The organism is Altererythrobacter sp. (assembly GCF_050299635.1).
GTDB lineage: Bacteria > Pseudomonadota > Alphaproteobacteria > Sphingomonadales > Sphingomonadaceae > Erythrobacter.
This window is the reverse complement of sequence record NZ_JBNKWF010000002.1, coordinates 164,044-189,730: the sequence shown is the minus strand read 5'-3', so window position 1 is coordinate 189,730 and position 25,687 is coordinate 164,044. Positions and strand designations below refer to the sequence as shown.

Genomic DNA, 25,687 nt, shown 5'->3' with positions numbered 1-25,687 from the left:
CTGCGTTGTTGCAGCCTAGCGGGGGCACAGGTGGTCGAGATCATAACAAGGCTGCGCGATTTCCGCCTGGTGCGGTATCTCTTCGCGAGTGCCGGTGCATTGGCGGTCGACATGGGCACATTTCTCGCGCTGCTGGCGTTGGGAATGATGTCGGCTCCGGCGGCGGCCGCAGGCTATTCGATGGGGATCCTTGCCCATTGGCTACTTTCCAGCCGCACCGTGTTTCAGGATTCGGTCGCCAGGCGCGGGGCTGAACGCACGCGTCAGAAGGCGCTGTTCGTTATATCCGCATTGCTGGGTCTGGGCCTGACGACGCTTGTGGTCGGGCTGGGTGACTGGAGCGGGCTCGATCCGCGCCTTGCCAAGCTGGCAGCGATCGTCCTGAGCTTCGCCCTCACCTATCTCCTGCGCAAGAGCGTCGTCTTTCGCGGCAAGGCGACCGACCAATGAACCCGGACGGGCGCCTGCGTACGGGCGAGAAGCCTATACGGTCGATTCTCCTTGTGTGGATCGGTGTGAGCGCCCTGGTTACGCTCCTGGCTCTTCCCAGACTCCTCCATGGAAGTCTGCCAGGTCCGGACGATGCCTTGAGGCTGGTTCAGGTGCGCGATCTGCTGGCCGGGCAAGGCTGGTACGATTTGCACCAATACCGCATCGCACCGCCTGATGGAGCGCTCATGCACTGGTCTCGCATAGTGGATGCGCCGCTGTGGCTGTCCATGCAATTGCTTGAGCCGATTTTCGGCACCGCATGGGCAGAACAGATCGCAATGTTCGCCATACCCTTGCTGGTGTTCCTGCTCATCATGCTGGTGGTGGGCCGGCTGGCCTGGCGCCAGTTCGATACAGAAACCGCGATCTTCGCCTGCCTCGCTCTGGGCCTCTGCCCGCTTGTGCTGAAGCAGGTACAACCGATGCGGATAGATCACCATTCCTACCAGCTTCTTGCGGTCGCAGTCGCGGCCTGGGCGATCTCCTGGCGTTCAGCCTGGCGCGGCGGCCTGGCCGCAGGGGCTGCCCTGGGGGTAGGGGTAATGGTCTCGCTTGAGACTCTGACCATGGTCGCAGGTGTTGGCGCAATCCTGGCGCTGCGCTGGTTTCGCGACGATGAGCAACGCTGGTGGCTGACCGCTTATATGAAGGGCCTGGCGCTCACGCTTGCGGTTGTGTTCATGCTCACGCGCGGATTGCCGGATCTGGCAGAACATTGCGATGTGATTTCGCCCGCACATATCGGTTTCTTCGTGATCACTGCACTGGGCACGGGTGCTATTGCGGCATGTCCGCAATTGCCGCGAGGTCCCCTATTCGCAGCATTCGCCGTTGCAGGTGCAATCGGGCTGGCCTTCTTCAGCTTTGCCGCACCGCAATGCCTGGGCGCACCTTTTTCGAACCTCGATCCGTTGGTGCATGATCTCTGGTACATGAACGTTAGTGAGGGCATGCCTATCTGGCACCACTCTCTGGATGAAGGCCTGCCTCCGTTGGCTCAGGCGATCATTGCGCTCGGAGCCTCTCTGGCGATTGCAGCGCGCCAGCGCGACTGGCTGCGCCAATGGTGGCTGGAATACAGCCTGCTGCTCGCAATGGCGACGCTCGCAGGCGTGATGACCTTCCGCTCCTTCGCCTTTGCCGGGGTGGTAGGGGCTGTCCCGCTCGGCTGGCTCATCCGGCAGTTGCTGTTGCGCCTCCGCCATTCGAAGCGGTTTGTACCGAAACTGGCGAGCACCGTGTTCATCCTTATTGCATTGATGCCGGGTGCGCCGATCACACTGGCCCGGAATATTGCCCCCGGGGAAGCTGCAACCGAATTGGAAACCCACGGTGCGAGCGAAGGCGCGAGCGCTGCATCAAGTGTGGTGGACTCCACTTGTGGACTCTATGATCAGGCGCCTGTGCTGAATCACTTGAAGACCGGCACAATCTTTGCCCCGCTTGATCTGGGGCCGGCGATCCTGCTCAAGACAGATCATTCCGTGGTTGCGACGTCGCATCACAGGGCCGAGATGGCCATGCATGATGTGATCGAGGCCTATATCTCGGACGAGGCACGTGCGCATGAAATCATCAAGAGGCGCAATGCAGATTATGTCGTGCTGTGCGACGATCTGACGGAGCCGCAACTCTATTCTCGACGCGGCGGGACAAATGGATTCATGACCCTGCTTATGAACGGTCGCGCACCCGAATGGCTCGAACCGCTCGATATTGGAGCCCCGCCTTCACTCCATGTCTGGCAGGTCAAGCAGGCCGGAAATCCATCGCCAACCCGTTGATGCAATGCCGCTTCCCGGTCGGGGGCGGTCCATCGCCGAAGATATGGCCCAGGTGCCCGCCGCAATCGGCGCAATGAACTTCGGTGCGCCGCATGCCGAAAGTCGTGTCGGTCGATGTGCCCACGGCACCGGGCAGCGCTTTCCAGAACGAAGGCCAGCCGGTGCGGCTGTCATATTTGGTCGTGGACGAATAGAGCTCGTTGGCGCAGCCCGCGCAGATGAAAGTGCCCTTGCGCTTCTCGTGGAGGAGCGGCGAAGTGAAGCGGCGTTCCGTCCCCGCTTCACGCAGGATCCAGAATTCGTCTTTGGTCAGCCGTTTGCGCCATTCGGCTTCGCTACGCTGGATCGGGAAGCTCTTTGCTTCCGCGGGAGACGAGCCACAGGCAGCCAATAGCGGGACGGCAATGGAGACGCTCGCACCGGCGAGCAGGCGCCGCCGCGTCGTCGATGTCTGGTGCATGGTCAAACCTCTCAGGCTTTACGGTTCACCTGTAAATACGCGGCAAGCCCGCGAAAGGTTTCACCTTGGTCAGAACTTCGTCAGTTCGACTTCCATCTTGCGGAAGCCATGGACGAAGTTTGCCCGCACGCGCTCGACATCGCCCGCGACATGCACACGCATGCGGCGCTTGTGCATTTCTTCCAGCAGGATGCGTAGCTGCAATTCGGCCAGCCGCGCGCCAACGCAGCGGTGAATGCCATAGCCAAAGCTGATGTGGCGGCGGGCATTCTCGCGCGTGATGTCGAGCTTGTCGGGGTTCTCGAACACTTCCTCGTCACGATTGGCGGAAAGATACCACAGCACCAGCTTGTCACCTTTGGCGATCTTGCTGCCGAACACCTCTGTGTCTTCGGTCGCGGTGCGCCGCATATGCGCCAGCGGGGTCTGGTATCGGATGCATTCCTGCACCGCATTGGGGATCAGATCCGGATTTTCCTCGAACAGTTTGCGCTGGTCGGGAAACTTGTCGAAAGCATGGATGATGCCCGACATGGTGTTGCGGGTGGTGTCGTTCCCGCCCACGATCAGCAGCACCAGATTGCCCATGAACTCCTGCGGATCCATCTGGTTCATCGCGGGCGAATGGACCATCATGGAAATGAGGTCGTTGCCACCCTCCTTCTGGGCGCGATCTGCCCAGAGCATCTGGAAATAGCCTGCCATTTCGCGCAGGATGCCCTGGCGCTGCTCGTCCAGGTCGCGGACCAGCGCCAGCTCGGTATCGCCCGCCCAATCCGACCAGAAAGTCAGCAATCGGCGGTCTTCCCACGGGAAGTCGAACAGAATCGCGAGCATCCCGGTGGTCAGCTCTATCGAGACCTTGTCGACCCAGTCGAACACTTCGCCATAAGGTAGCGTGTCGAGCAATTCGCCGGTGCGCTGGCGCACTTCACCTTCCATCTTGGTGATTTCGCCGGGGGTGAATTTGGGGGCAACGGTACGGCGTTGCCCGGTGTGTTTGGGCCGGTCCATGGCAATGAACATCGGCAGTTCGAACCGCTCGCCGCCCCTGGCAATGACTTCTTCGTCATCGAGCCGGTTGAGGATGGTGATGCCGCCATATTCCCAGCTGGAAGAGAACAGTTCTGGCAGCGATTCAATATGCTGGATCGCCTTGTGGCCCACGACGTTCCAATGCGGGCCGAACGGGCTTTCGGCTATGTAATGGAGAGGCCCCTCGGCGCGCATCTTGGCGAAAATCGGCTGCCAGCGATCTTCCACATAGATGTCGGATCGGCTGACGTCGTAAGGGTTGGTGAATGCCGGCAGTTCTTCGGGATGTTGCGCAAAATGCTCCTTCAGCGCCTTGTACGCGCTGGGCGCAGTGGTCCATTGCGGCTTGTCCGTGACCAGGGTCGCCATCATTCTCTCCCGATTGCGGCGAGTCCGTCTCGCTCGTAACGCAAGCCATCCTGAGCCTATTTACAGCGATGTCAATAGTGGGTTTCGATTTGCGACTTACTTCTGCGTTCTGCCGGCCTGGCCCTTCGCCGGAAGCAGGCGACGCAGCAGGCTTAGCTTCGGTCGGGCCCGCCCCGCGCTGCCAGACTTCATCACGCGTTTGCGGAACAGCCACGAACCCCAGTGGATGAAGAGTACGACCCACAGCATCTGATAAACGAATGCGATCGCATGCGGCCACAGCTCGACATGTTGCGCCGCACGGGCGGTCATGGCGAATGGCGAGCTAAGCGGGAAGAGTATCGCCGCCAATTCGAGGAGTGGCGCCCCGTCGACCAGCGTGAAGCTGGCGAAAAAGAATATGAAGAGCTGCAGCATGGTGACCGGCATGGAAAGCGTCTGCACTTCGCGCACCGTGCTGGCGAGCGCGCCGATGGCAAGGAAGATCGAACCGATCAGCAGATAGCCCATCGAAAAATTGATTACGAACAACAGGCAGAACAGCGGCCAGCCGACGCCCGGATCAGGCATGCCGATCAGCAATTGCTTGATCCCGCCGAAATCGCCCGCGAGCAGGATGACAAGGCCGACCGCGCTGAACCACACCGCTATTCCCGCCAGCGAAACGGCCAGCATGGCGAAGAGCTTGCCCAGAAACACGGCCTCCATCGGCAGGGCGGCCGCGAGAATTTCGATGATCTTGTTGGCTTTCTCTTCCACCAGGTTCGACAGGACCATGCCCGCCAGCAGCATCATCAGCAGGAACAGCAGCGTCATGGATATCTGCGCAGTGTCCTGCCGCTGATCCTTGGTCCTTGCACCGCTGCTCTGAGTGATCTCGGTCTGTAGCGCCGGATAGGAAAGCTCGCCGCCACCCCGCGCCAGGGCAAGGTGCATCGTCACAAAGCCGCGCCAGGCACCAAGCCGTTCGGGCGTCCCGGTCAGCACCGGGTTTTCGAGCGTCCCCGTCAAGGTCGCGCCATAACGCCCGCTGCTGTCCGCCAGCAGCGCTGGCACGTCGATTGCGCCGATTTCCTCGACCGGCTTGTAATAGCGGAAATGCGGGATGCGTCCGTATCCCAGCTCGGCCTCGATCTTGTGATGTGCTGCACTGAAAGCGGCGGTGTCGCTGGCCGGCATCTGCATCGCGATCACGACCTCGTTCGCGCGATCCTTTGCTGCGTTACCCAGCCCGCCCGACATCATGAAGACCACAGCCGGGAACAATGGGCCGAGCAGGAAGAACAGGAAGCTGCGGCTGAACAGGATCGCCTTGAAATCGCGGCGGGCCACGACATAGGCGGCCTGCAGGCGCGACAGCCGGGCGTTTTGAGGCATGGTTTCGCTCATCGGTCGAACTCCGCCTCAATGTCCGCTTCCAGCGCGCGCGCCGCCGCTTCACCGGCGATATGCACAAAGGCATCGTGCAGCCCCGCACGTTCGATCGAGAGCGAAAGAATGCCAGCATCGCCTTCGATCAACTGCCTCAGCAGGGGCTCGACGCCGGTTTCAGGCAACGGAAAATAGAAGAAATCACCTTCGCGGCGGGTGTCTGCCGGTAGTGCAGAGGTCCAGGCGCCTTCGCGTGCGCGGGTCTCGAGGCGGACCTGTGCCGGGATACGGTCACGCGCGGCCTCGACCGATCCGGCATAGGGCACCTTGCCCCCGGCGATAATCGCAACACCTTCGCACAGGCGTTCGGCGTGGTGGATTACATGGGTCGAGAAAATCACCGTCGTACCCTGTGCCGCGAGCTCGCGAATCATCCGTTCAAGTTTGCCCTGGTTGATCGCGTCGAGACCGCTGAAAGGTTCGTCCAGCACAACCAGCCTCGGGCGGTGCACCAGAGTGCCGAGCAACTGTACCGTCTGCGCCATGCCTTTGGACAATTGGCGGATCGTGCGTTCGGCCGCATGGCCCAAATCGTGCCGTTCAAGCAATTCGAGCCCGCGCTTGCGCCCTTCCTCCAGCGAGAGGCCACGCAGCGCGCCCATGAAAGCGATAGCTTCGATCGCCTTCATCGCCGGATAGAGGCCGCGTTCCTCCGGCAGGTAACCGATCAGGCGGGCAATATCGTGCGGATTGTCATGCCCGAATACGCGCCGCACACCTTCGTCCGGGTCGATAATGCCCAGCAGCATCCGCAAGGTGGTGGTTTTCCCGGCGCCATTCGGCCCCAGCACGCCGTAGATCGCGCCTTGCGAAACGCTCAGATCGACCCCGTCGACAGCCAGCGTGCCGTCGAATCGTTTGACCAGGCCACGCGCCTCGATCGCCAGAGGGTGCGTGCCTCCATCGGGAGAATTGCCCGGTTCGATGTGATCGCCTACCGACATGTCCATACCGCCCTGTTAACTTTGAGGGCTGAACGGGAGCAACCCCAAGCTTGGTTAACGCCGCCGAAATCATTCGCATGCGTAGCGACCTGGCCGATGAAGCCAGGCGGCTGGGCTTCGCCTCTGTGGGTTTTGCCCTGGCGCAGGAAGACCGCCTGCGTGCGGAACGCCTGCAGCAATGGCTGGGCGAGGGGAATCACGGCTCGATGGAGTGGATGGAAACGCGTGCGGACGTGCGGCGCTCACCAGAGGCGCTATGGCCCGAGGCGAAGAGCGTGATAGCGCTGGGCATGAGCTACACACCCGATTGCGATCCGCTGGCGCTGGAGGCGCATCCCGACCGGGCACGGATTTCCGTCTATGCTCAGGGCAAGGACTATCACGATACGGTCAAGAAACGGCTCAAGGCATTAGCGCGCTGGATGATCGGGCAGGCTCCCGAGAGCGAACTCAAGGTCTTCGTCGATACTGCGCCTGTGATGGAAAAACCGCTGGGCGAAGCGGCAGGCATTGGCTGGCAGGGCAAGCACACCAATCTGGTCAGCCGCGAGCATGGCAGCTGGCTGTTCCTGGGCGCGATCTTCACTACGATCCCTTTTGCCCCCGATGCGCCACATGACGACCGCTGCGGTTCCTGCGACGCATGCCAGGCTGCCTGCCCGACCGATGCCTTTCCCGCGCCCTACAGGCTCGATGCGCGGCGCTGCATTTCCTATCTCACGATCGAGCACAAGGGGCCGATTCCTGAGGAACTACGCGAGGCGTTGGGCAATCGCATCTATGGCTGCGACGATTGCCTGGCCGTTTGCCCGTGGAACAAGTTTGCGAGCAGCGCGGCGCGCCATCGGGATTTCCTGCCGCGCGCAGAACTGGCCGCGCCACGGCTCGCCGAATTGCTGACGCTCGACGATGCAGGTTTCAGGAAGTTCTTCTCCGGCTCGCCGATCAAGCGGATCGGGCGCAATCGATTCGTCCGCAATTGCCTCTATGCTGCCGGGAACAGCGGGGACGCGTCGCTACAGCCAGCCGCCCGGGCGCTTTGCGAAGACCCGGATCCGGCGGTGGCAGACGCGGCGCGGTGGGCGCTGGAGCGGCTTGTTGCGCTCTGATCCAGCACCCGGCTCCGGCCCTCTCCCCCTCCCAGCCACCCGATATTGTCTCCGGGTAGCCTATCGGGTGGCTGGGAGGGGGAGAGGGCAGGCACCGAATATCAACAGGTTCTAGAGCAACTCCTTGAGCGGAATCTCGGGATTGGCGAGCGCGTCCAGATCGACATTGTCGGCGCCGGCTTCGATCAGCTTGCGCCCCTGGACGTAATCCTTGGTGTTGTTGACGCAATCGAAGGCGATCGGCTTGCCTTCCTTGAGATAGGCGACCGTGAACTTTCGGGTCGCCGGATCTCCGCGCAGCACCGTCTGGTCGTAATCGAGATTCAGGCCGGCGGTCTGCAATTTCAAATCATACTGGTTCGACCAGAACCACGGCAGCGCGTGATAGGGTTGCCTGTCGCCCATGATCGCGCGCGCGACGGTATTGGCCATGTCATTGGCGTTCTGGACCGACTCGAGCCGGATCACGGCCTGGTTGGCAAAGTCGTTCGCATGGGCGGCGCAATCGCCGATCGCGAAAATGTCATTGAGCGAAGTTCGGCAATAGACGTCCACATCTACGCCGTTGGAACCGGCGGCACCTGCAGCGATCAGGGGCGCGACGGCGGGGACGATACCGATCCCGACAACCACCATTTCGCACGGGATCACTTCGCCACTGGCCAGGCGGACGCCGGTGACATTGCCATCATCCCCTTCGATCGATTCGACCATCGCTTCCAGCCGCAGGTCGACGCCCTGGCGGCGATGCTCATCCTGATAGAAGGCCGAAAGTTCCTCGCCTGCCACCCGCGCAAGCACGCGCGGCAGGGCCTCGAGCAAGGTGACCTCGCAACCGAGCTTGCGCAGCACCGCTGCTGCTTCCAGCCCGATATAGCCGCCGCCGATGATGACTGCCCGCCTGGCTCCGTTCTCGAGCGCTTCCATCATCGCATCGGCATCGCGCTTGTCGCGCACGGCGAACACGCCCTTCAGGCTGGCGCCGGGGCAGGACAGGCGCCGTGGATCGCCCCCGCCGGCCCAGATCAGCTTGCGATAACCGATCCTGTCACCATTGCTGAGTACGACTTCGTGTGCGACCGGGTCGACTTCGGTCACGGCACTGCCCAGTTGCAGGGTAATGCCCTTGTCTGCCCAGAACTGCTCGGGGCGGATCATGATCCGTTCGAACGGTTTGTCCCCGGCAAGGTATTCCTTGGATAGCGGCGGGCGCTCATAGGGCGGAACGCTGTCGCGCCCCAGCATCAGGATGGAATCTTCGTGCCCTTGCTGGCGCAGTGCAATTGCCGCCTGCGCCGCGCCGTGGCCCGTCCCCACGATGACGATGTCAGCCTTGTCCATGCGCGCCTGCGTTGTCGCAAAATCGGCTGGCGTCAAGTGTCAGGCGGCATTCGGTTCCGGCATTTGGTCCTAGCGTTCGAGCAAATTGCGCGCCTGGCTGGCTATCTGGGCGAGCATTGCAGGCGCCACGGTCGAATGGCTTTGTGCTCTGCCGATCATCGCGCGGAACTGCCGGATGGCCGGATCGTTGCGGATGGCCCATTCCTCGACCGTTTCTTCCGGAGCGGACTTCCCGCTCTTGCGGCGCATGATCCGGCGGAGAAATTCGATCCGCATCTGCTGGAAGTCACGGGCCAGCCCTGCGACCAGAAGGCGTTCCCACACATCGGAAGAGTTCATCAGTGCCGCGGTGCCCTGAGCCCAGTCGATGCCCAGCCGCGCGCCGATCGAGGTGAAGGCGCGGGTCAGCTGTTTCGGCGCTATCCCGGTCTCCGCGGCAAGCCGGGCCAGTCCAACCGAACCGTCGAGCTCGAACAGTCGCGTGACCTTGCCGGCGAGCTTTTCAGGCGCACCGGCCGCAACGAAGCTTTCCAGCATTGCCGACGAATGCTTGCGCCATTCGGTGGTGAGCAATTCGTCGAGCGAATCCGACAGGATGCCCACGCCCTTGCCCAGATCGCTGTGCAATTCTTCCGGTCTGACCTGACCTGCGGTGGTGCGCAGAATGTCCGACATCAGGTTGGTGGCGGCAGCCGCCTGCCGCTCGAACAGCATCAGCCGGGCGGTTTCGCCCATGGGCGCTTCGTCAAGCTCGCGCCACAGCGATTCGAGATCGAACAGCTTTTCAGCCGCGACGAATGCAGCAGCGACTTGCGACAGTTGGACGCCTTCTTCCTCGGCGAGCTGGAAGGGATGCACCAGCCCGATGCGATTGACGAGCCGGTTGGCAAGTTCGGTCGCGATCAGTTCGCGCCGCAGCCTGTGCTCGCGGATCTGCTTGGCGAATTTTGCCTGCATCGGAGCGGGGAAACCGGCGATCAGCTTGTCTTCCATCGCCGGGTCATCGGGCACCGGGCTCGCTTCGATTGCGTCCTGCAGGACCAGCTTGGCCGATGAGAGCAGGACCGCCAGCTCCGGCCGGGTCAACCCGATGCCATCGCTCGCCCGGCGCAGCAGCGTTTCGTGATCGGCGAGACCTTCCGTCTTGCGGTCCAGCGCGTCCATGTCTTCAAGCGTTTCGATCAGGCGCAGATGCGATGCGACCGATCGTGCCTTGCCCGATTCCGCGACCGAGAGCGCCAGCGCCTGCAGTCGATTGTCTTCCAGCACTATCGCCGCGACTTCATCGGTCATCGCTTCGAGCAGCGTGTTGCGCGCCTTGGCCGAAATCTTGCCTTCACGCGCGGCTGCCGCGAGGGCGATCTTGATATTGACCTCGTTATCGGAGCAATCGACGCCCGCCGAATTGTCGATGAAGTCGGTATTGAGGCGACCACCCTTGAGCGAGAAGGCGATGCGCCCGGCTTGCGTGACGCCCAAATTGGCCCCTTCGCCAATCACCCTGGCACGCACATCAGACGCGTCGACCCGTAGCGTGTCGTTGGCAGGATCGCCGACCTGGACGTTGTTCTCGGTCTCGGCCTTGATGTAGGTGCCGATTCCGCCGAACCAGACCAGGTCGACTGGCGACTTGAGGATCGCGCTGATCAGCGCGTCGGGCTCGATATCCCTGTCTTCGATGTCCAGCGCCTTGCGCGCCTGGGCTGACAGCTTGATGCGCTTCGATTCGCGCGAGAACACGCCGCCGCCCCTGGAAATCAGTGTCGGATCGTAGTCCTCCCAGCTCGAACGGGGCAGGTCGTAAAGTCGCTTGCGCTCGGTCCAGCTACGGGCCGGATCGGGATCGGGATCGATGAAGATATGCCGGTGGTCGAACGCCGCGACCAGCTTGATCGCTTTCGACAACAGCATGCCGTTGCCGAACACATCGCCCGACATATCGCCGCACCCCACGACGCGCACCGGATCCTTCTGCACGTCGATCCCCATTTCCAGGAAATGACGCTGGACGGAAACCCAGGCGCCGCGCGCCGTGATCCCCATCGCCTTGTGATCGTAGCCATTCGAGCCGCCGCTGGCGAAGGCGTCGTCGAGCCAGAAGCCTGCCTGTTCGGCAATAGCGTTGGCGACATCGGAGAAGCGCGCCGTGCCCTTGTCCGCGGCGACCACGAAATAGGGGTCTTCGCCGTCATGCGCGATGACGCGATCCGGGTGGACGACCTTGCCGCCCACAATATTGTCTGTGACGGACAGCAGCGTGCGGATGAATACCTCGTAGCTTCCCTGTCCTTCAGCCGCCCAACCGTCGCGATCCTTCGTCGGCGAAGGTAGCAGCTTGGGATAGAATCCGCCCTTGGCCCCGGTCGGAACGATAACTGCGTTCTTGACCCTCTGTGCCTTCATCAGGCCCAGGATCTCGGTGCGGAAATCATCGCGCCGGTCGGACCAGCGCAATCCGCCGCGCGCGATGGGGCCCGAACGCAGGTGGATGCCTTCAACCCGCCGCGAATAAACGAAGATTTCGCGCCAGGGGATCGGCTTGGGAAGGCCGGGAACCATGCTCGAATCGATCTTGAAGGCGAGCGCTTCGCTGGCAGCCGGGGCGAAGCAGTTGGTGCGCAGGATGGCGCCGATCAAGGCGTAGTAGAGGCGCAGCAACCTGTCGTCGTTGATTGCCGCTACCTTGCTCAAGCCGCGCCGGAACGCATCCTCGGACTGCTTCACCGCAGCCTTTCGGTCGCCTGCGAAATCGGGATCGTGTCGCGCAATGAACAGGTCGATCATCGCACGGGTCACATGCGGCGCAGCGCGCAGGGCATCTACCACTGTATAGATGGTAAAGCCCATCCCTGCCTGACGGAGGTAGCGATAGAAAGCGCGCAGCCACTCCGCCTGTTGCGCGGTCAGAGCAGCGCCAACCACCAGCCGGTTGAACGGATCGTTTTCTGCCTTGCCTGTCAGCACGGCGGTGATCGCCCGTTCGATCACATCGGCGCGGTCGAACAATGGGCCCGAGCTGTCGCCTTCGGGCAGAGCCAGCGTGAAATCGTGGATCATGCCCAGTTCGCCGCCATCGAGCCCGGTCGGTATTTCAGACAAAACCCGGAAGCCGAAATTCTCCAGCGCAGGCACCGCATCGGACAGCGGCAAGGCGCCCTTGTGCTGGTAGATCTTGAGCCGGAGCTGGTCGTCGGGATCGCCATCGCGCAAGAACATGCGGACATCGCGATTTCTATCCGGATGCGCGTCGAGCGCGCGCAGTCGCAGCAGGTCCGAGGCTGCCTCGTCCGGGCCGTGAATGCTGCGATAGGCTGATGGGAAAGCTGCCGCGTAGCGCGCAGCGATCGCAGCGGCGCGGTTTGGCTCCTCATGCTCGGCCAGATGCTTTTCGACCGCTTCGTTCCATCCGCGCAGCATGTCCCGCAACCGCGCGTCGAGCTCTTCTTCACTGGCGAGATTCTTCGCGTTCCGGATATCGAGCACAAAGCGCAGCATGGCGAGCGTTCCGCCTTCGACTTCAAAGCTCCAGTCCAGCCGTTGCGTTCCATCGCTGCCTGTCAGCAGATCCTCGATTTGCAGGCGCGCCTGTGTTGAAACCAGCTCGCGCGGAAGCCAGACGAAGGCAAAGCGATGGCGAGCGAGAGGCGCTTCTACCAGGATGAGCCGCGGGCGAGGGCGGTCGACCAGGCTCATCATGGCTGTCGCTACACGCGCGACATCGGCCTCGTTGAAGCTCGTCAGCAGATCGTGCGGCAATGCGGTCAGGGCGTGGACCAAAGCCTTGCCGGCATGGCTTGACGGCTCGAAACCCAACCCCTGCGTCAACCTTTCGAGTGCGATCCTGAGGCCTGGCACCTTGTGCGGTGGGCTCGCCAGCGCGGCGCTGGTCCATACGCCTGCATGGATCGAGAGCGCTTCGACCCTGCCACTCTCGTTGCGCAGAGGAACGATGAACAGGTCGAGCGGGACCCGCCGATGGACATTGGCGACACGGTTGGCCTTGACGATCAGCAGTTCGCGCGTCTCGCCATCGGCATCATTCTTGCCAAACCATGCGAAGGCGCGCTTGTAGGAAATTTCGGACAGCAATTGCCGCGCGCTCTTGCGGCAGATTCCCAGCACATTTGCGTGGCTGCCATCGCGCTTGCGGGTGACATGGCCAAGCTGCGTCAGCATGCCGCCATTCAGCCATTCGAACAGCGCAATATTCTCGGGATCGCAAAGGCGGGAGATATCTTCCGCCATTGTGGCCTGCAATTTGGGCCAATCGCTCACGGCGGCGCGCACGTCGCCCAGCGTCTGGGCCAGCTTCCGTTCAAGCTTGCGCCTCTGGCGCGCATCGAGACGTTCGGTCTCGATATAGATCATGGATTCGCGCGCCTTGGCCTTCGCTCCGCCCAGATCGGTCAGCTTGCCCCCGGCTGTGCGTCTGACCGGGAGGATGGGGTGGAGCAGCCTGTCGATCGAGACCCCTTGCGCAGCGATGGTGGCTGCAATCGAATCGACCAGAAACGGCATATTGTCGTTGATGATCGCAATCCGGAGGTAGCGGCGCTGGCCACCGACGGATGCTATCTGCATGACCGAACGGTCGGCCTCGCGGTGCATCGCCGCCTCCAGCACGAAACTGGCGGCTTCGGTCAGGGGCTTGCCTGAAAAGGGGGTGTCGCCGGGCAGGATCGATTCGCGCATCTTGCGCGCGAGGCGCGATTGCATCGATTTGCCGGAAGATGCCCGCGCCTTGCCCGCAGCGTTGGGAATCCGGACTGACTTGGAAACCCCGGCTGACTTCGAAACCATGCTCCTGCTCCGCCAGCGCCGCGCAATTATATTTTCGATCTGCGCAGCAATCTAATAACCCAATACTCTTGCCTGTCGCCAGCCGCAAGCATGGATTCTGCCCCCGGCAAATCGGCAGGCGAGTCAGGTCACTAGAGCAATATTGTGGCCGGTATTTGCCCGGATTCGAGGTATTTCAGCCCGCAAGAGCTTCGGTGGTAAGTTCAAGCGAGCGGATCCGGGCCTCAGGGTCGAAAGCGGCACCCGAGACGATGATTTCGTCTGCCCCGGTGCGCTCGACAAAGCCCGCAATCTTCTCCTTCACCGTTTCACGGCTCCCTACGGCACCGGCCTGACCCAGATGTTCCAGCATGGCGCGCGAAGGTGGGGGTAGGCTGTCGAGGTAATTCGCGATGGGCGGCGGCAATTTGCCTGGGCTGCCGCTGCGCAGTCGCACGAAACTTTGCTGCTGGCTCGACGCGAGCAGCACCGCCTCATCATCGGTCTCGGCGGCGAAGACGTTCATCGCCACCATCACATGCGGGCGTTCAAGCTGTTCAGAGGGCTGAAAATCGCGCCGGTAGAGTTCCAGCGCCTGGTCGAGGTGATCGGGCGCGAAATGCGCGGCAAAGGCATAAGGCATGCCCAATCGTGCGGCGAGCTGCGCGCCGAACAGGCTCGAACCCAGCATCCAGAACTCGACATTGGCGCCATATCCCGGCGTGGCCCTGATCGGCAGGTCCACCGCCCCGGTGATCAGCGCGCGCAGCTCCAGCACGTCCTGCGGGAAATGCTCGGCTGCCTGGTTGAGATTCTTGCGCAGCGCGCGTTGCAGTTCGGGCCCTGCGCCCGGTGCGCGCCCCAGCCCCAGGTCGATCCGGCCCGGAAAGAGCGCGTCGAGAGTGCCGAACTGTTCGGCAATCTGGAACGGCGTGTGGTTGGGCAGCATGATCCCGCCAGAGCCGATTCGGATTGTGGAAGTGGCATTGCCGATATGCGCCAGAACGACCGAGGCCGCTCCGCCAGCGACGCCATCCATCGCGTGATGTTCCGCCACCCAGAAGCGCTTGTAGCCGAGCCGTTCGGCGGCCTGAGCCAGTTCGACCGTGGCGGCATAGGCTTCAGGCAGTGTGCCACCTTCGCGCACGGGCACCAGGTCAAGGACGGAGAGCGCAGGCCAGTCGGTCATTCCGCAGTGCTAGCAGGCCCGAGTTGCTGGAGATAGGCGCGCGCGCTTTCAGCCTCGGCGCTGTCCGGTACCAAATCGATCACCGATTGCCAGCTTTGGCGCGCTGCATCGTCCCGCCCATCAAGTACGGCGATCACGCCGGCCTCCAGACCGATGGCAGAGTCATCCGGCGCACGGTTCGCCGCTTCGCCGATGGCGGCTTGCGCTTCCTCCAGCCGCCCCAGCCTTCGCAGCAGTGTCGCCAGCAGCAATTGCGGTTCGCCATCCTTGGGGCGGAGCCTTGCGGCATCCTTCAGCAGCGGTTCGGCTTCATCGAGCTGCCCAAGCGAAACCAGTGCGCGAGCGGCACCCATCGCGGCAATTGCCTCGAGATCGGCTGAAGTGGCCCTCTGTGCCTCTGTGCGCGCATTCCGGAACAGTGCCAAAGCGTCTTCGACATCGCCCGAAGCGAGCGCGGCATTGCCTGCCATCGTTCCCAGACGGGCCCGGAGAGAGGATTCCTCAGGCGGGAGCTCGTCCCTGCCGGCCAGAAAGGCAGTGCGTGCTTCGCTCCAATGCCCCAATTGCGTTGCCGCCAGGCCCAGGCAGTGATTGGCCAGCACGCGATCCGGACCCTGGCTGGAGTTGCGGCGCATTTCAGCCTGGACGTGTGCGCGGGCGGGATCGCTCTCGACCAGCTCGAAACATTCTTCGAGCCATGTCTGCTTTACCCGCTCACCAACCGGCTGTTCGAGCTCGCGCGGCGGGCGGTCCTGCACTTCGGCGGAATAATCGGGAATCGCACCAGCCGAAGGATCGGGCCCGGCTTGCAGCAAGATCGGCAACAGGATGTGGGCAAGGGGCACTAGGGGTGGTCCTGTGATGCGAGTTCGCCGATTTGCGTCAGCAACAGATTGATGTCGCTTTCACGCGAAAGGCGGTGGTCGCCGTCCTTTACCAGCGTGACCTGTACCGCGTCCGAACGAAGCGCCGAGGCGAGTTTCAGGCTGGTTTCCCACGGTACGTCCGCATCTTGCTGGCCATGCAGCAGGCGGACGGGGCAATGGATCGCGATGTCACCGCCCAACTGCAGGTTCTCCTGCGCATCGCGCCAGAATAACGCATGCGTGGGCGTGGGTTCCGGGCCATAGGGATTGTCTTCGTAGATCGTCTCGCCTGCAGCCAATTGTGCCTTCTGCTCCGGCGTATAGCCCCATTCGGAAAAGTCAGGCGCGGCGGCGATACCCACCATTCCCGACAGACGCTCGCCCAGAACCTCGCCCACCAGCAGCATCAGCCATCCGCCCATGGAAGAGCCGATCAACACGACCGGCCCTTTTGCCTCCGCTTCGATCAGGGCCAGCACTTCCTCGCGCCAGCGGCTGAGCGACCCGTCTGCGAAATCGCCTGGGCTTTGCCCGCAGCCCGAATAATCGAGCAGCAGGCAGCCTTGCCCCTGTCGCTGGGCCCATTCGAAGATGGCACTCGCCTTGCCGCCTTCCATGTCGGACATGTAGCCGGGCAGAAAGACCAGGGTGGGGCCAATGCCGCGAGTGTGGCGATAGGCGATGCGACGGCCATCGGGCATTGTGTGGAAAGCTACGTCACTCATGCGCGCTCCATGCCCGCCGGGTGCTGGACAAGGCAAGCGTGAAGGCAACATCTTGTCATTTGGCATTCACGAGCGCAGCCTAGGCTATGGCCATGAAAACGAACGAACCCCTATCGCCGCCGTCGCGTCACACCACTGCATTGACCAGGCGCCACCTGTTCCAACTTGGCGGAGCGTCGGCCTTGCTGGCCACGACGCCGCTTGCCGCGCGAGGCTTCGGCAGAGGTTTCACGCATGGCGTGGCGAGTGGTGAGCCGGGGCCGGACAAGGTCTTGCTGTGGACCCGCTTTGTCGCGGGCCAGGATACCTGGCTCGAATTCCAGGTCAGCGAGAACGGTGACTTCACTGACGTTGTTGCAGGCGGAAGTGCGCGGGCAAGTGCAGAAACCGACTGGTGCGCCAAGGCCTGGGCCGATGGTTTGCGCGATGGGCGCTGGTACTATTACCGCTTCATCGCGCCCGATGGCTCGATGTCCGAAGTGGGGCGCACACGAACCTTGCCCGGGGAATCAATCGACAGGTTCCGTCTGGCGGTGTTCTCCTGCTCCAATTTCGGCTTCGGCTATTTCAACGCTTATGCCCATGCCGCCGAAGTGGACGATGCGGACCTCGCATTGCACCTGGGCGATTATATCTATGAGTACAGGCGCGGTTCCTATCCGGATCCAGAGCGCGCCATCCCTGAACGCGAATTGTGGCCCGAGCAGGAAATCGTCGCACTGGCCGATTATCGCCTGCGCTATGCCACCTATCGCGCCGATCCCGACCTGAGGCGTATCCACCAGATGCTGCCGATGATCGCGGTGTGGGACGATCACGAATCCGCGAATGACAGCTGGAAGGGCGGGGCGGAGAATCACCAGAGCGAGACAGAAGGTGACTGGGAGGCACGCAAGGCGGCGGCAAAGCGGGCTTATCGCGAATGGATGCCGGTGTCAGACGAACCCTATGCCGAATATCAGGTCGGCGATCTCGCCACCCTTTACCGGCTCGATACGCGGCTTGAGGGGCGCGAGAAGCAATTCGACATCGGTGCGTTGATGAAGGGCAGGCAATCGGCTGAGGAAATTGCCGCCGCGCTCAAGGCATTTCATGACGGAGACTATGCCGATCCTGCGCGCCAGATGCTCGGGGCCGAACAGGAGGCGTGGCTTGGCAACGCGCTGAAGCGCTCGCGCCAGTCGGGCAGGCAATGGCAGGTGCTCGTCCAGCAGGTGGTGATGGGGCGGCTCGCAACGCCTCCCGGCCTGGTCGATGCATTGGGCGCAGACGCACCGGACTATGTTCGCCGCCGGCTGACTGCCGCCGCGCTATCCAGCCGTGCGGGCCTGCCCGCCAATATGGACGCCTGGGACGGCTATCCCGCCGCACGCGAGCGCTTGCTCGCATCCGCGCTGGAAGCGGAGGCGAACCTGCTGGTTCTGGCTGGGGATTCGCACAATAGCTGGGCCTTCAACCTTGACCATCGGGGCGTGAATGCGGGCGTTGAGTTTGGCGTACAATCGGTCACATCGCCGGGGTTGGAAGGCTATCTCGGAGCGATTGCGCCCGATGTGCTTTCGCGCGACCTGGTCGAACATAATGCCGGGCTTAAATACGCCGACACCTCGCAGCGCGGCTATGCGCTGGTTGAGCTCACGCCTGAAGCTGCGAGTGCGGAGTATCGTTATGTCGAGACGATCCGCACACGCTCGACAGCACTGGCGGGAACCATGCGGCTTGATACGACCGCTGGCTCCCGCGCACTTGCGTCATAGGGCCTATTCCGGCTTGGGCAGCAAACTCATCAGTTCCGCCCTGAATACATCCGGCCTGTCGAGCATGATAAAATGCGCGGAGTTTTCGACCGGGACAATTCTGGCGTTGGCCAAGGGTGCGTAACTTGCGGTGAACTTCTGTGCCGCCTTTTCAGCATCCTCTCCCGCGGCATAAAGCACGGTTACTGGAATTTTGATCTCGGCGATCTGTTCGCGCAGATCGGTGGTGAGCAGTTCATATACGGCCTGAGCGGTGGCCAGCGGCTCGGATCGCATCGACCAGTTTGTAATGCGCGTCGCATTCGCCGGATCGATCGACATACCGTTCGCGGGTGCACTCTTTACTCCGGTCTTGCCCGCCGCGCGCATGGCGTCGGCTTGCGCAGCCATTGTCGTCCGGATTCTTTCGGCCCGGGGCGTAACGCTTTCTATCGTCGCTTCCGGGCCAAACTCCAGGCCCAAGAAGGGCAATGCGTCGATCACCATCAATTGCTTCGCCTGGTCAGGATGGGTGAGCGCGAATTTGAGCGCCAATGCTCCGCCAAAACTGTGCCCGACCATCGCATCGGCGGTCAGGTGGCGCGCATCGAGATCGCTGGCGAGATCGTCTATAATGCCGTCGATCACCCCGGCTTGTTCGTTGGCCGTATTGCGCTCTCCGTTAAAGCCGCGCACTTCGACCACCAACAGGCGATGGTCCGGCTCCATCGCTTCAACCGTTTCTCGCCAGACTTCGGCGGGCGTAGACATACCCGGGATGAGCACGACCAGCGGGCCGCTTTCGCCGGACAGCCAGGTGCGAATATGGCTGCGCTCGACAGGGTCGGCGGCGTATGCCGGACCGGCTGTCGCCATCGTCTGGATCGCAAGTAGAGCGGCGATTGCGATGGAAAATTGGCGCACGAAACTGCGCGCGAAATTGCGCTTGGGCATTGTCATTCTCCTTGAATTTTATGGGTCGCCTATCCGCGCTGGAAGATCTCTTCGATCGACAGTTCGAACACTTCGGCGATTCGGAAGGCCAGAGGCAGAGAGGGGTCGTAGCGGCCCGTTTCAATCGCGTTCACGCTTTGGCGGCTGACTTCGAGCCGTTCGGCGAGATCCTGCTGGCTCCAGTTGCGTTCTGCGCGCAGGACCTTGAGGCGATTCTTCATTCCCCCTCTCCCGCATCGCTGCGGTGCATCCACAAGCGGGTGAAGCCCACGCCCAGCGCCCAGACAGGAACAGACCACCAGCCCTTTGCGTGAGGAACCAGGTCGAAGGTTTCGAGGAAACCCCAGAAGCTGCCGATTCCCAGCACAGCAGCAAGCCCGCCGAGCGAAGCCATGATCATGCGATGGCGCAGATATTCGTCGGTCTCATCGCGCAGATATTGTGCCATCACCGCAATCATGCCGACAATTGGCAAGGCCGGGAGCAAGGCAAGAACCAGCCTGATGATCGGGGTTAGCTCGTAATTGCGGTGCAGCGAAATCGCCAGGCCCAGCCCGACGAGGTAAGCGGCTGCAGCCATCATCATGCCGCGCGTGTAATTGGCGGCGGCCATACTCACGACGTTGCGCGCGCGCATCGCCGCCAGCTTTGAACGATAGAGCGGGATCATCAAGCCCGCTGCCCCTGCCATCAGGATGAATCCGGTGGAGCTGTTGATAGCGCCCAACAGCTTGAGGGCAGCGATAACCGCGATCGAGCCCATCAGGAGAGCGGTCCAAAAGCCTGGGCTCCGGTGGAACGGAATCTTCTGGTCCCTACGCATTGAACGATTTCCTCAGAAAGCAGCATGAACCTGAACGTTGCATACTGGCCCAGGCCAACATGGGCATGATGGCGAACATGGGTTTGGCATCGTGCGTCTGCACAATCCCGCCTGCTACTGCTGCTGCAAGACCGATCATCGCAGCAGCCCAGCAGATCGCAGTCACTTCTCGAGTCATTAGTAAAGCCTCCTTGATCTGATGGAAAGGGTACTTGTCACGATTCGCGCACAATGTCAAGGTCGGTTGACATAATGACGACTGTGCTTTCCAGATCCGCAGGGTAATGACATCGCAACCGGCCATCGCTATATCGGCGGCATGGCCAGGCTGCTGACTACATCGACCACAACTACCACCTCGGATTTCCGGGGGCGGATGGTCGCGGGTTAGGCAGCCCCGGCAGACGCCACCCGGTTTCGGGTGGCGCGGTGTCCTCCTGAAATCGGCAAGAAAACAAACACCGCCCTTCCGGTGCGTGCCCGCTTGTGGCAGGGCGCCGGGCAAAGAGTTGGCAAGAGATAAGATGACGGAATTGCTCAAGATCAGCCTGCCCGATGGTTCGGTGCGTGAAATGGAACCGGGCTCGACCCCGCTTGACGTGGCCGCTGCGATCGGCCCGGGCCTCGCCAAGGCCGCGCTTGCCGCGCGCGTTGATGGCGAATTGCGCGACCTGACCCGTCCGTTCGAAGGCGATGCCGAGCTGGCGCTTGTGACGAGCCGCGACGAGGCAGAGGCGCTGGAGCTTGCCCGGCATGACTATGCCCATGTGCTGGCCGAAGCGGTGCAGGCCCTGTGGCCCGGGACACAGATCACCTTCGGCCCGGCGACGGACGATGGCTTCTATTACGACGTGAAGGCACCCGACAGCCGCGATCCATTCAGCATGGACGATCTCCCCGCCATCGAGGCGAAGATGCGCGAGATTATTCGCGCCGACAAACCCTTGCGCCGCGAAGCATGGACGCGCCAGCAGCTGATCGAGAAGTGGGAGGCCGAAGGCGAAAGCTTCAAGGCGGAATGGGCGCGCGAACTGCCCGAAGATGAAGAACTGACGGTCTATTGGTCAGGCGACGACTGGCTCGATATGTGCCGCGGCCCGCATCTGCCCTCGACCGGCAAGCTCGATCCCGACGCTTTCAAGCTGATGCGCGTGGCGGGTGCCTATTGGCGCGGCGACCAGCGCAATGCGCAGCTCACGCGCATCTACGGCACCGGCTGGCTCAACAAGAAGCAGCTCAATGCACATCTCACGCGGCTGGAAGAAGCGGCCAAGCGCGATCACCGCAAGCTGGGCCGAGAGATGGACCTGTTCCACCTGCAGGAAGAGGCGCATGGCAGCGTCTTCTGGCATCCCAATGGCTACAAGATCTGGCGCGAGCTGGAGGCCTATATGCGCCGCAAGATGGACGGCGCAGGCTATCAGGAGGTCAAGACGCCGCAGGTGATGGACGCGCGCCAGTGGGAACAGTCCGGCCATTGGGGCAAATATCGCGAGAACATGTTCGTCATCCCCGATGAGGTTCCGAACACGGAAGATGACGGCCCGGTGATCTCGGGCGAGGCCGACTGGATGGCATTGAAGCCGATGAACTGCCCAGCGCATGTGCTGATCTTCAAGCAGGGCATCACCTCTTACCGCGAACTGCCGATCCGGCTGGGCGAGATGGGTTGCTGCCACCGCAACGAACCGCATGGCGCGCTGCACGGGCTGATGCGCGTGCGCCAGTTCACGCAGGACGACGCGCATATCTTCTGCACCGAAAGCCAGGTGGTCGACGAGGTGCGCGCCTTCATCGAACTGGCCGACAGCGTCTATCGCGACTTCGGATTCACCTACGCGATCAAGCTGGCGCTGCGCCCGGATCAGCGTTTCGGTTCGGACGAGGACTGGGACAAGGCCGAGCAGGAACTGCGCGACGCCGTTGCTGAAGCGGGCATGGCGAATGAGGAATATGGCTGGGAAGAACTGCCGGGCGAAGGCGCCTTCTATGCGCCCAAGCTCGAATGGCACCTGACCGATGCGATCGGGCGGACCTGGCAGGTCGGAACGATCCAGGGCGACCGCGTGCTGCCCGAACGGCTCGACGCAAGCTATATTGGCGAGGATGGCGAGAAGCACCGCCCGGTGATGCTGCATCGCGCGATTTTCGGCTCATACGAGCGCTTCATCGGCATATTGATTGAACACTTCGCCGGGCGTCTGCCGGTCTGGCTCGCGCCGGTTCAGGCAGTGGTTGCACCCATCGTTTCGGACGTGGATGATTACGCCAATGACGTGGCGGCCAGGCTGGAAGCGGCGGGTATTCGCGTTGATACCGATCTCAGGAATGAGAAGATCAACTACAAGGTGCGCGAGCATTCGCTGGCGAAGGTCCCGCATCTGCTGGTGGTCGGCAAGCGCGAAGCCGAAGAGGGTACCGTTGCGGTCCGCACGCTGGGCGAACAGCAACAGCGGGTGATGAGCCTCGACGAGGCGATCGCGATGCTGAAGGAAGGCGCGACCCCGCCCGATCTGCGGGGCTGACTAGTCCGAAGTCAGAAAGGTAGCGCGCGGTCGGCGACGATGAGTGCTACGGCGCATGTGCTCACCAGCGTAAAGCGGAGCACCTCCAGCCGTGCCTCTGCGACTTTATCCGCCAACCGGACCGCGCGCGTAAGGGTAACAACTTTGGACATGCAGTGATTGTCCGCTGAAGTTGCTAACGAAGCGTTAAATCTACGGGCTCTCTGGTCAGAGACGCGGCATTTGCTGGCTGGCGCAGTGAAAACCGCCTCCACCCGCCAGCACGGCGCATCCAGGCAGGCCGATCGTTTCGCGGTCGGGGAACAGCGCTGCGATGGCGGCTACCCCATCCGCATCATGCGGTGAGCCGAAGGTCGGAACCACTACCAGATTGGTAGTGATCGCGAAGTTCACATAGCTGGCCGGTTCGATCAGTCCGTCACGCTCGATCAGCCCCGGCGAGGGGATATCGTGGACCGTCAACCCGGCATCCAGCAGCCGCGCCCTGGCATCGGCATAGATCGCGGCATTGGGATCGTCGCTTCCGGTCGCGAGGGGCAGAGCGACTTCGCCCGGCGCCACGAACCGCGCGAGATTGTCGACATGGCCGTCGGTATGGTCGTTGACGAGGCCTTCGCCGAGCCAGACCACGCGGGTAAATCCCAGATCGCGTTCCAGCCGCATTTCGATATCGGCACGTGAAAGCTCAGGATTGCGATTGGGGTTGAGCAGGCATTGTTCAGTGGTCAGCACCGTGCCCGTTCCATCGCCATCCAGAGCGCCGCCTTCGAGGATCCAGTCGCTTTCGACCAGCGCCAGCCCGGCGTCGCGGGCAAGCTCGGCGCCGATCCTCTCGTCACCGGGCATTTCGTATTTGCCGCCCCAGCCGTTGAAGCGGCAGCGCAAGGCGGAACCGTCGCCGAGAATCAGCGGGCCGGTGTCGCGCAGCCAGATGTCGCCATAGACGCGCTGTTCCAAGCGAACCGCATTCGAAACCAATTCACGCGCGCGCGCTTCATTGGCATCGTCGCGCACCAGCAGGCGCACCTCCTGCCCGCTTTCCGCCACGGCATTGGCGAAACCGGCAATCTGTTCCTGCGCGCGGGCGAGATAGCCCGGCCACTCCTCTGCCAGGTGCGGAAAGCCGATCCACAGCCATTCCTGCGGTGCCCATTCGGGAGGCATTGGGATGGTCATCGCAATTCTCCGTCATCCCCGCAGAGGCGGGGATCCAGATGAGGGTGGTGGCCAGAAACGTCGCTCCCGAAATGCTCCGGCATTGCTACAATCAACCTTGGCTAGGCCCCTGCCTCCGCAGGGGCGACGGGATTACGCCTAACAACCGGCCTCGGCCGCGGCGCAGCTTTCGTCGCGCGTGGCCTTGAACTCGTCGCCGTCGACCCAATTGGGCCAGCTTGTGCTCATCGCCATCATCCGGCCGATCCCGTAGAAGAGTTGCAGGTCGGCCATTACGCCAGACCAGTCCCAATTCTCGTCATATTCGTCCTTGGGCCCGTGGTAGCGGTTCTTCCGGTAATCGGCCTCAATCGCCTCACCTGCTTCGCGCCCGCCTTCGACCAGGTCCTGGCCGCCGTCGACATAGAGCATCGGCACGCCGCGTTTGGCGAAAGCGAAATGGTCCGAACGGTAGTAATAGCCCGCCTCGGGACTGGGATTGGGTGTCGCCACCCGTCCACCGGCGTTGAGAGCGGCATCAAGGAACTTGTCGAGCTGCGACTTGCCGGGGCCGACCACGGTTACATCCTTGGCTGGGCCGGCAACCAGAATTGCGTCCATATTGATGCCGCCCACGGTCTGCGCCAACGGGAAGACGGGATTGGCCGCGTAGTAATCGGCGCCGAGCAGACCCGACTCCTCGGCCGTCACCGCCAGGAACACCAGCGAGCGGCGCGGTGCGCCTGCCTTGGCGTGCGCTTCTGCCAAGGCGACCAGTGCTGCGGTCCCCGTGGCATTGTCGACCGCGCCATTGCAGATGTCGTCGCCATCCGGCGCCGGCGTGCAGTGACCGAGATGGTCCCAATGGGCTGTATGCATCACATATTCATCGGGCGCATCGGTCCCGGGCAAAATGCCAATCACGTTCTGCGAGGCGAAGGTGCGGACATCGTTCCTGAAGCTGGTCGACGCTTTCAGGCCCAGCGACACGGGTTTGAAACCCTTGGTCCGTGCCAGAGCGGTCAGCTCGTCGAGATCCTTGCCCGCAGCCTTGAGGATCGCGCGGCCGATTTCCTTTTGCACCCAGCCGTTCATCATGGTGAGCGGCGGTGCGTTCTCTCCGCGCTGGGCATAGGCCTGCGGTCCGGTCCAGCTGCTTTCAACCACGTTCCAGCCGTAGGAAGCGGGCGCAGTATCATGGATGATCAGCGCAGCTGCAGCACCCTGCCTCGCGGCTTCCTCGAATTTGTAGGTCCAGCGCCCGTAATAGGTCATGGCCTTGCCATTGAACGGGCCCTCGAGCGAATCGGTGGCGAAATCCGGGTCATTGACCAGGATCACCACCGTCTTGCCCTTGACGTCTACGCCTTCGTAATCGTTCCAGTCACGTTCGGGCGCGTTGATTCCGTATCCTACGAAGACCATGTCGCTGTCTTCAACGCTGGTCGCGGCATCCTCGCGATAGGTAACAGCTACCCAGTCGGTGCTGAACTCATAGCTTAGATCGATGCCATCACCTGTGATCGTCAACGGCGCGTAGTCCTTGCCGGTGATCTCAACCAGCGGCACGTCCTGAACCCAGGAGCCATTGTTGCCGGGCTGGAGCCCCGCTTCCTCAAAACGTTTGGTGAGATAGGCGACCGTCTTTTCCTCGCCTGCACTGCCAGGCATCCGGCCTTCAAATGCGTCGGATGCGAGTTCCTTCACCACCTCCTTCATCGTTTGTTCGGAGATATCGCCCTTCTGGACTTCGGGAATGTCGAGGGCGTTGTCGCCCTTGGTGCCCGAGCAGGCGGCAAGCGCCAGCGCGGCTGCGGCAATAAGGCCGTTTCTGATCATGGTTGAGTGGATCCTCGAAATTGCTTTGCTGGCGGGTTCATCGCAGAGCTTTCCAGGCGGGGCAAGCCGCCCCGCCTGGGACGCGCATCGGTGTTGCGGCTTGCGCATGCTGGTTCTCGCGGGCAGGGAAC

20 protein-coding genes are annotated in these 25,687 nt (G+C 62.3%); 5 read left to right on the top strand and 15 right to left on the bottom strand.

The window, feature by feature from the left end:
- Complete coding sequence (locus tag ACQY6C_RS01780; protein WP_427963985.1) at positions 1-450, top strand: GtrA family protein; 450 nt, start codon at positions 1-3, stop codon at positions 448-450.
- Between the two features lie 152 nt (positions 451-602).
- The gene (locus tag ACQY6C_RS01775; protein ID WP_427963983.1) at positions 603-2,276 is read left to right on the top strand and encodes a hypothetical protein; all 1,674 of its coding nucleotides are present in this window, start codon (positions 603-605) and stop codon (positions 2,274-2,276) included.
- Here the strand turns inward: ACQY6C_RS01775 and msrB are convergent.
- From msrB to ACQY6C_RS01755, 4 genes are all read right to left on the bottom strand, one after another.
- Positions 2,242-2,736, bottom strand: coding sequence for a peptide-methionine (R)-S-oxide reductase MsrB (msrB, locus tag ACQY6C_RS01770; protein WP_427963981.1), 495 nt, complete (start codon positions 2,734-2,736; stop codon positions 2,242-2,244). The two genes, ACQY6C_RS01775 and msrB, sit on opposite strands and share 35 nt — an antisense overlap.
- A gap of 69 nt (positions 2,737-2,805) precedes the next feature.
- On the bottom strand, positions 2,806-4,140 hold the full coding sequence (locus ACQY6C_RS01765; protein ID WP_427964007.1) for a cytochrome P450: 1,335 nt from the start codon (positions 4,138-4,140) through the stop codon (positions 2,806-2,808).
- Positions 4,141-4,236: 96 nt separating this feature from the next.
- A complete protein-coding gene (locus ACQY6C_RS01760) occupies positions 4,237-5,529 on the bottom strand; it encodes an ABC transporter permease (protein WP_427963979.1) in 1,293 nt (430 codons plus the stop codon).
- Positions 5,526-6,521 (bottom strand): ABC transporter ATP-binding protein, encoded by a 996-nt coding sequence (locus tag ACQY6C_RS01755; RefSeq protein WP_427963977.1) that lies wholly within the window; start codon positions 6,519-6,521, stop codon positions 5,526-5,528. Before ACQY6C_RS01755 ends, ACQY6C_RS01760 begins: the two co-directional genes overlap by 4 nt.
- A gap of 71 nt (positions 6,522-6,592) precedes the next feature.
- Here ACQY6C_RS01755 and queG point away from each other — a divergent pair, with 71 nt between their 5' ends.
- Positions 6,593-7,624: a tRNA epoxyqueuosine(34) reductase QueG gene (gene queG, locus ACQY6C_RS01750; RefSeq protein ID WP_427964005.1), complete on the top strand. Its 1,032-nt coding sequence runs from the start codon at positions 6,593-6,595 to the stop codon at positions 7,622-7,624.
- 111 nt (positions 7,625-7,735) lie between these two features.
- On the opposite strand, the gene ACQY6C_RS01745 is transcribed toward queG, so the two are convergent.
- The 5 genes from ACQY6C_RS01745 to ACQY6C_RS01725 form a co-directional block, all read right to left on the bottom strand.
- A complete protein-coding gene (locus ACQY6C_RS01745; RefSeq protein WP_427963975.1) occupies positions 7,736-8,965 on the bottom strand; it encodes an NAD(P)/FAD-dependent oxidoreductase in 1,230 nt (409 codons plus the stop codon).
- Positions 8,966-9,034: 69 nt separating this feature from the next.
- Positions 9,035-13,765 carry an NAD-glutamate dehydrogenase gene (locus ACQY6C_RS01740; RefSeq protein ID WP_427963973.1) on the bottom strand — a complete coding sequence of 1,577 codons (4,731 nt, stop codon included), beginning with the start codon at positions 13,763-13,765 and terminating at the stop codon, positions 9,035-9,037.
- A 175-nt stretch (positions 13,766-13,940) separates the two neighbouring features.
- Positions 13,941-14,933, bottom strand: coding sequence for an LLM class flavin-dependent oxidoreductase (locus tag ACQY6C_RS01735; protein ID WP_427963971.1), 993 nt, complete (start codon positions 14,931-14,933; stop codon positions 13,941-13,943).
- Complete coding sequence (locus ACQY6C_RS01730; RefSeq protein ID WP_427963969.1) at positions 14,930-15,778, bottom strand: tetratricopeptide repeat protein; 849 nt, start codon at positions 15,776-15,778, stop codon at positions 14,930-14,932. The genes ACQY6C_RS01735 and ACQY6C_RS01730 overlap by 4 nt, the downstream gene beginning before the upstream one ends.
- The gene (locus tag ACQY6C_RS01725; RefSeq protein WP_427963967.1) at positions 15,778-16,524 is read right to left on the bottom strand and encodes an alpha/beta hydrolase; all 747 of its coding nucleotides are present in this window, start codon (positions 16,522-16,524) and stop codon (positions 15,778-15,780) included. Before ACQY6C_RS01725 ends, ACQY6C_RS01730 begins: the two co-directional genes overlap by 1 nt.
- Before the next feature lie 92 nt (positions 16,525-16,616).
- Here ACQY6C_RS01725 and ACQY6C_RS01720 point away from each other — a divergent pair, with 92 nt between their 5' ends.
- Positions 16,617-18,281: an alkaline phosphatase D family protein gene (locus ACQY6C_RS01720; protein WP_427963965.1), complete on the top strand. Its 1,665-nt coding sequence runs from the start codon at positions 16,617-16,619 to the stop codon at positions 18,279-18,281.
- Between the two features lie 3 nt (positions 18,282-18,284).
- On the opposite strand, the gene ACQY6C_RS01715 is transcribed toward ACQY6C_RS01720, so the two are convergent.
- From ACQY6C_RS01715 to ACQY6C_RS01705, 3 genes are read right to left on the bottom strand one after another with little or no spacing between them, the layout of a single operon-like run.
- Positions 18,285-19,214, bottom strand: a complete 930-nt coding sequence (locus ACQY6C_RS01715; RefSeq protein WP_427963963.1) for an alpha/beta fold hydrolase — start codon at positions 19,212-19,214, stop codon at positions 18,285-18,287.
- 29 nt (positions 19,215-19,243) lie between these two features.
- On the bottom strand, positions 19,244-19,435 hold the full coding sequence (locus ACQY6C_RS01710) for a helix-turn-helix transcriptional regulator (protein WP_427963961.1): 192 nt from the start codon (positions 19,433-19,435) through the stop codon (positions 19,244-19,246).
- Positions 19,432-20,037, bottom strand: coding sequence for a hypothetical protein (locus tag ACQY6C_RS01705; RefSeq protein WP_427963959.1), 606 nt, complete (start codon positions 20,035-20,037; stop codon positions 19,432-19,434). The genes ACQY6C_RS01710 and ACQY6C_RS01705 overlap by 4 nt, the downstream gene beginning before the upstream one ends.
- A 524-nt stretch (positions 20,038-20,561) precedes the next feature.
- Here ACQY6C_RS01705 and thrS point away from each other — a divergent pair.
- Entirely contained in the window at positions 20,562-22,562 is a 2,001-nt protein-coding gene (thrS, locus tag ACQY6C_RS01700) for a threonine--tRNA ligase (RefSeq protein ID WP_427963957.1), read from the top strand.
- An 11-nt stretch (positions 22,563-22,573) separates the two neighbouring features.
- On the opposite strand, the gene ACQY6C_RS01695 is transcribed toward thrS, so the two are convergent.
- The 3 genes from ACQY6C_RS01695 to ACQY6C_RS01685 all read right to left on the bottom strand — a co-directional run bounded on the left by ACQY6C_RS01695 (position 22,574) and on the right by ACQY6C_RS01685 (position 25,556).
- A complete protein-coding gene (locus ACQY6C_RS01695; protein ID WP_427963955.1) occupies positions 22,574-22,714 on the bottom strand; it encodes a hypothetical protein in 141 nt (46 codons plus the stop codon).
- 55 nt (positions 22,715-22,769) lie between these two features.
- Positions 22,770-23,738, bottom strand: a complete 969-nt coding sequence (locus ACQY6C_RS01690; RefSeq protein WP_427963953.1) for an agmatine deiminase family protein — start codon at positions 23,736-23,738, stop codon at positions 22,770-22,772.
- Between the two features lie 138 nt (positions 23,739-23,876).
- Entirely contained in the window at positions 23,877-25,556 is a 1,680-nt protein-coding gene (locus tag ACQY6C_RS01685; RefSeq protein WP_427963951.1) for a M28 family metallopeptidase, read from the bottom strand.
- Between the last annotated feature and the right edge of the window lie 131 nt (positions 25,557-25,687).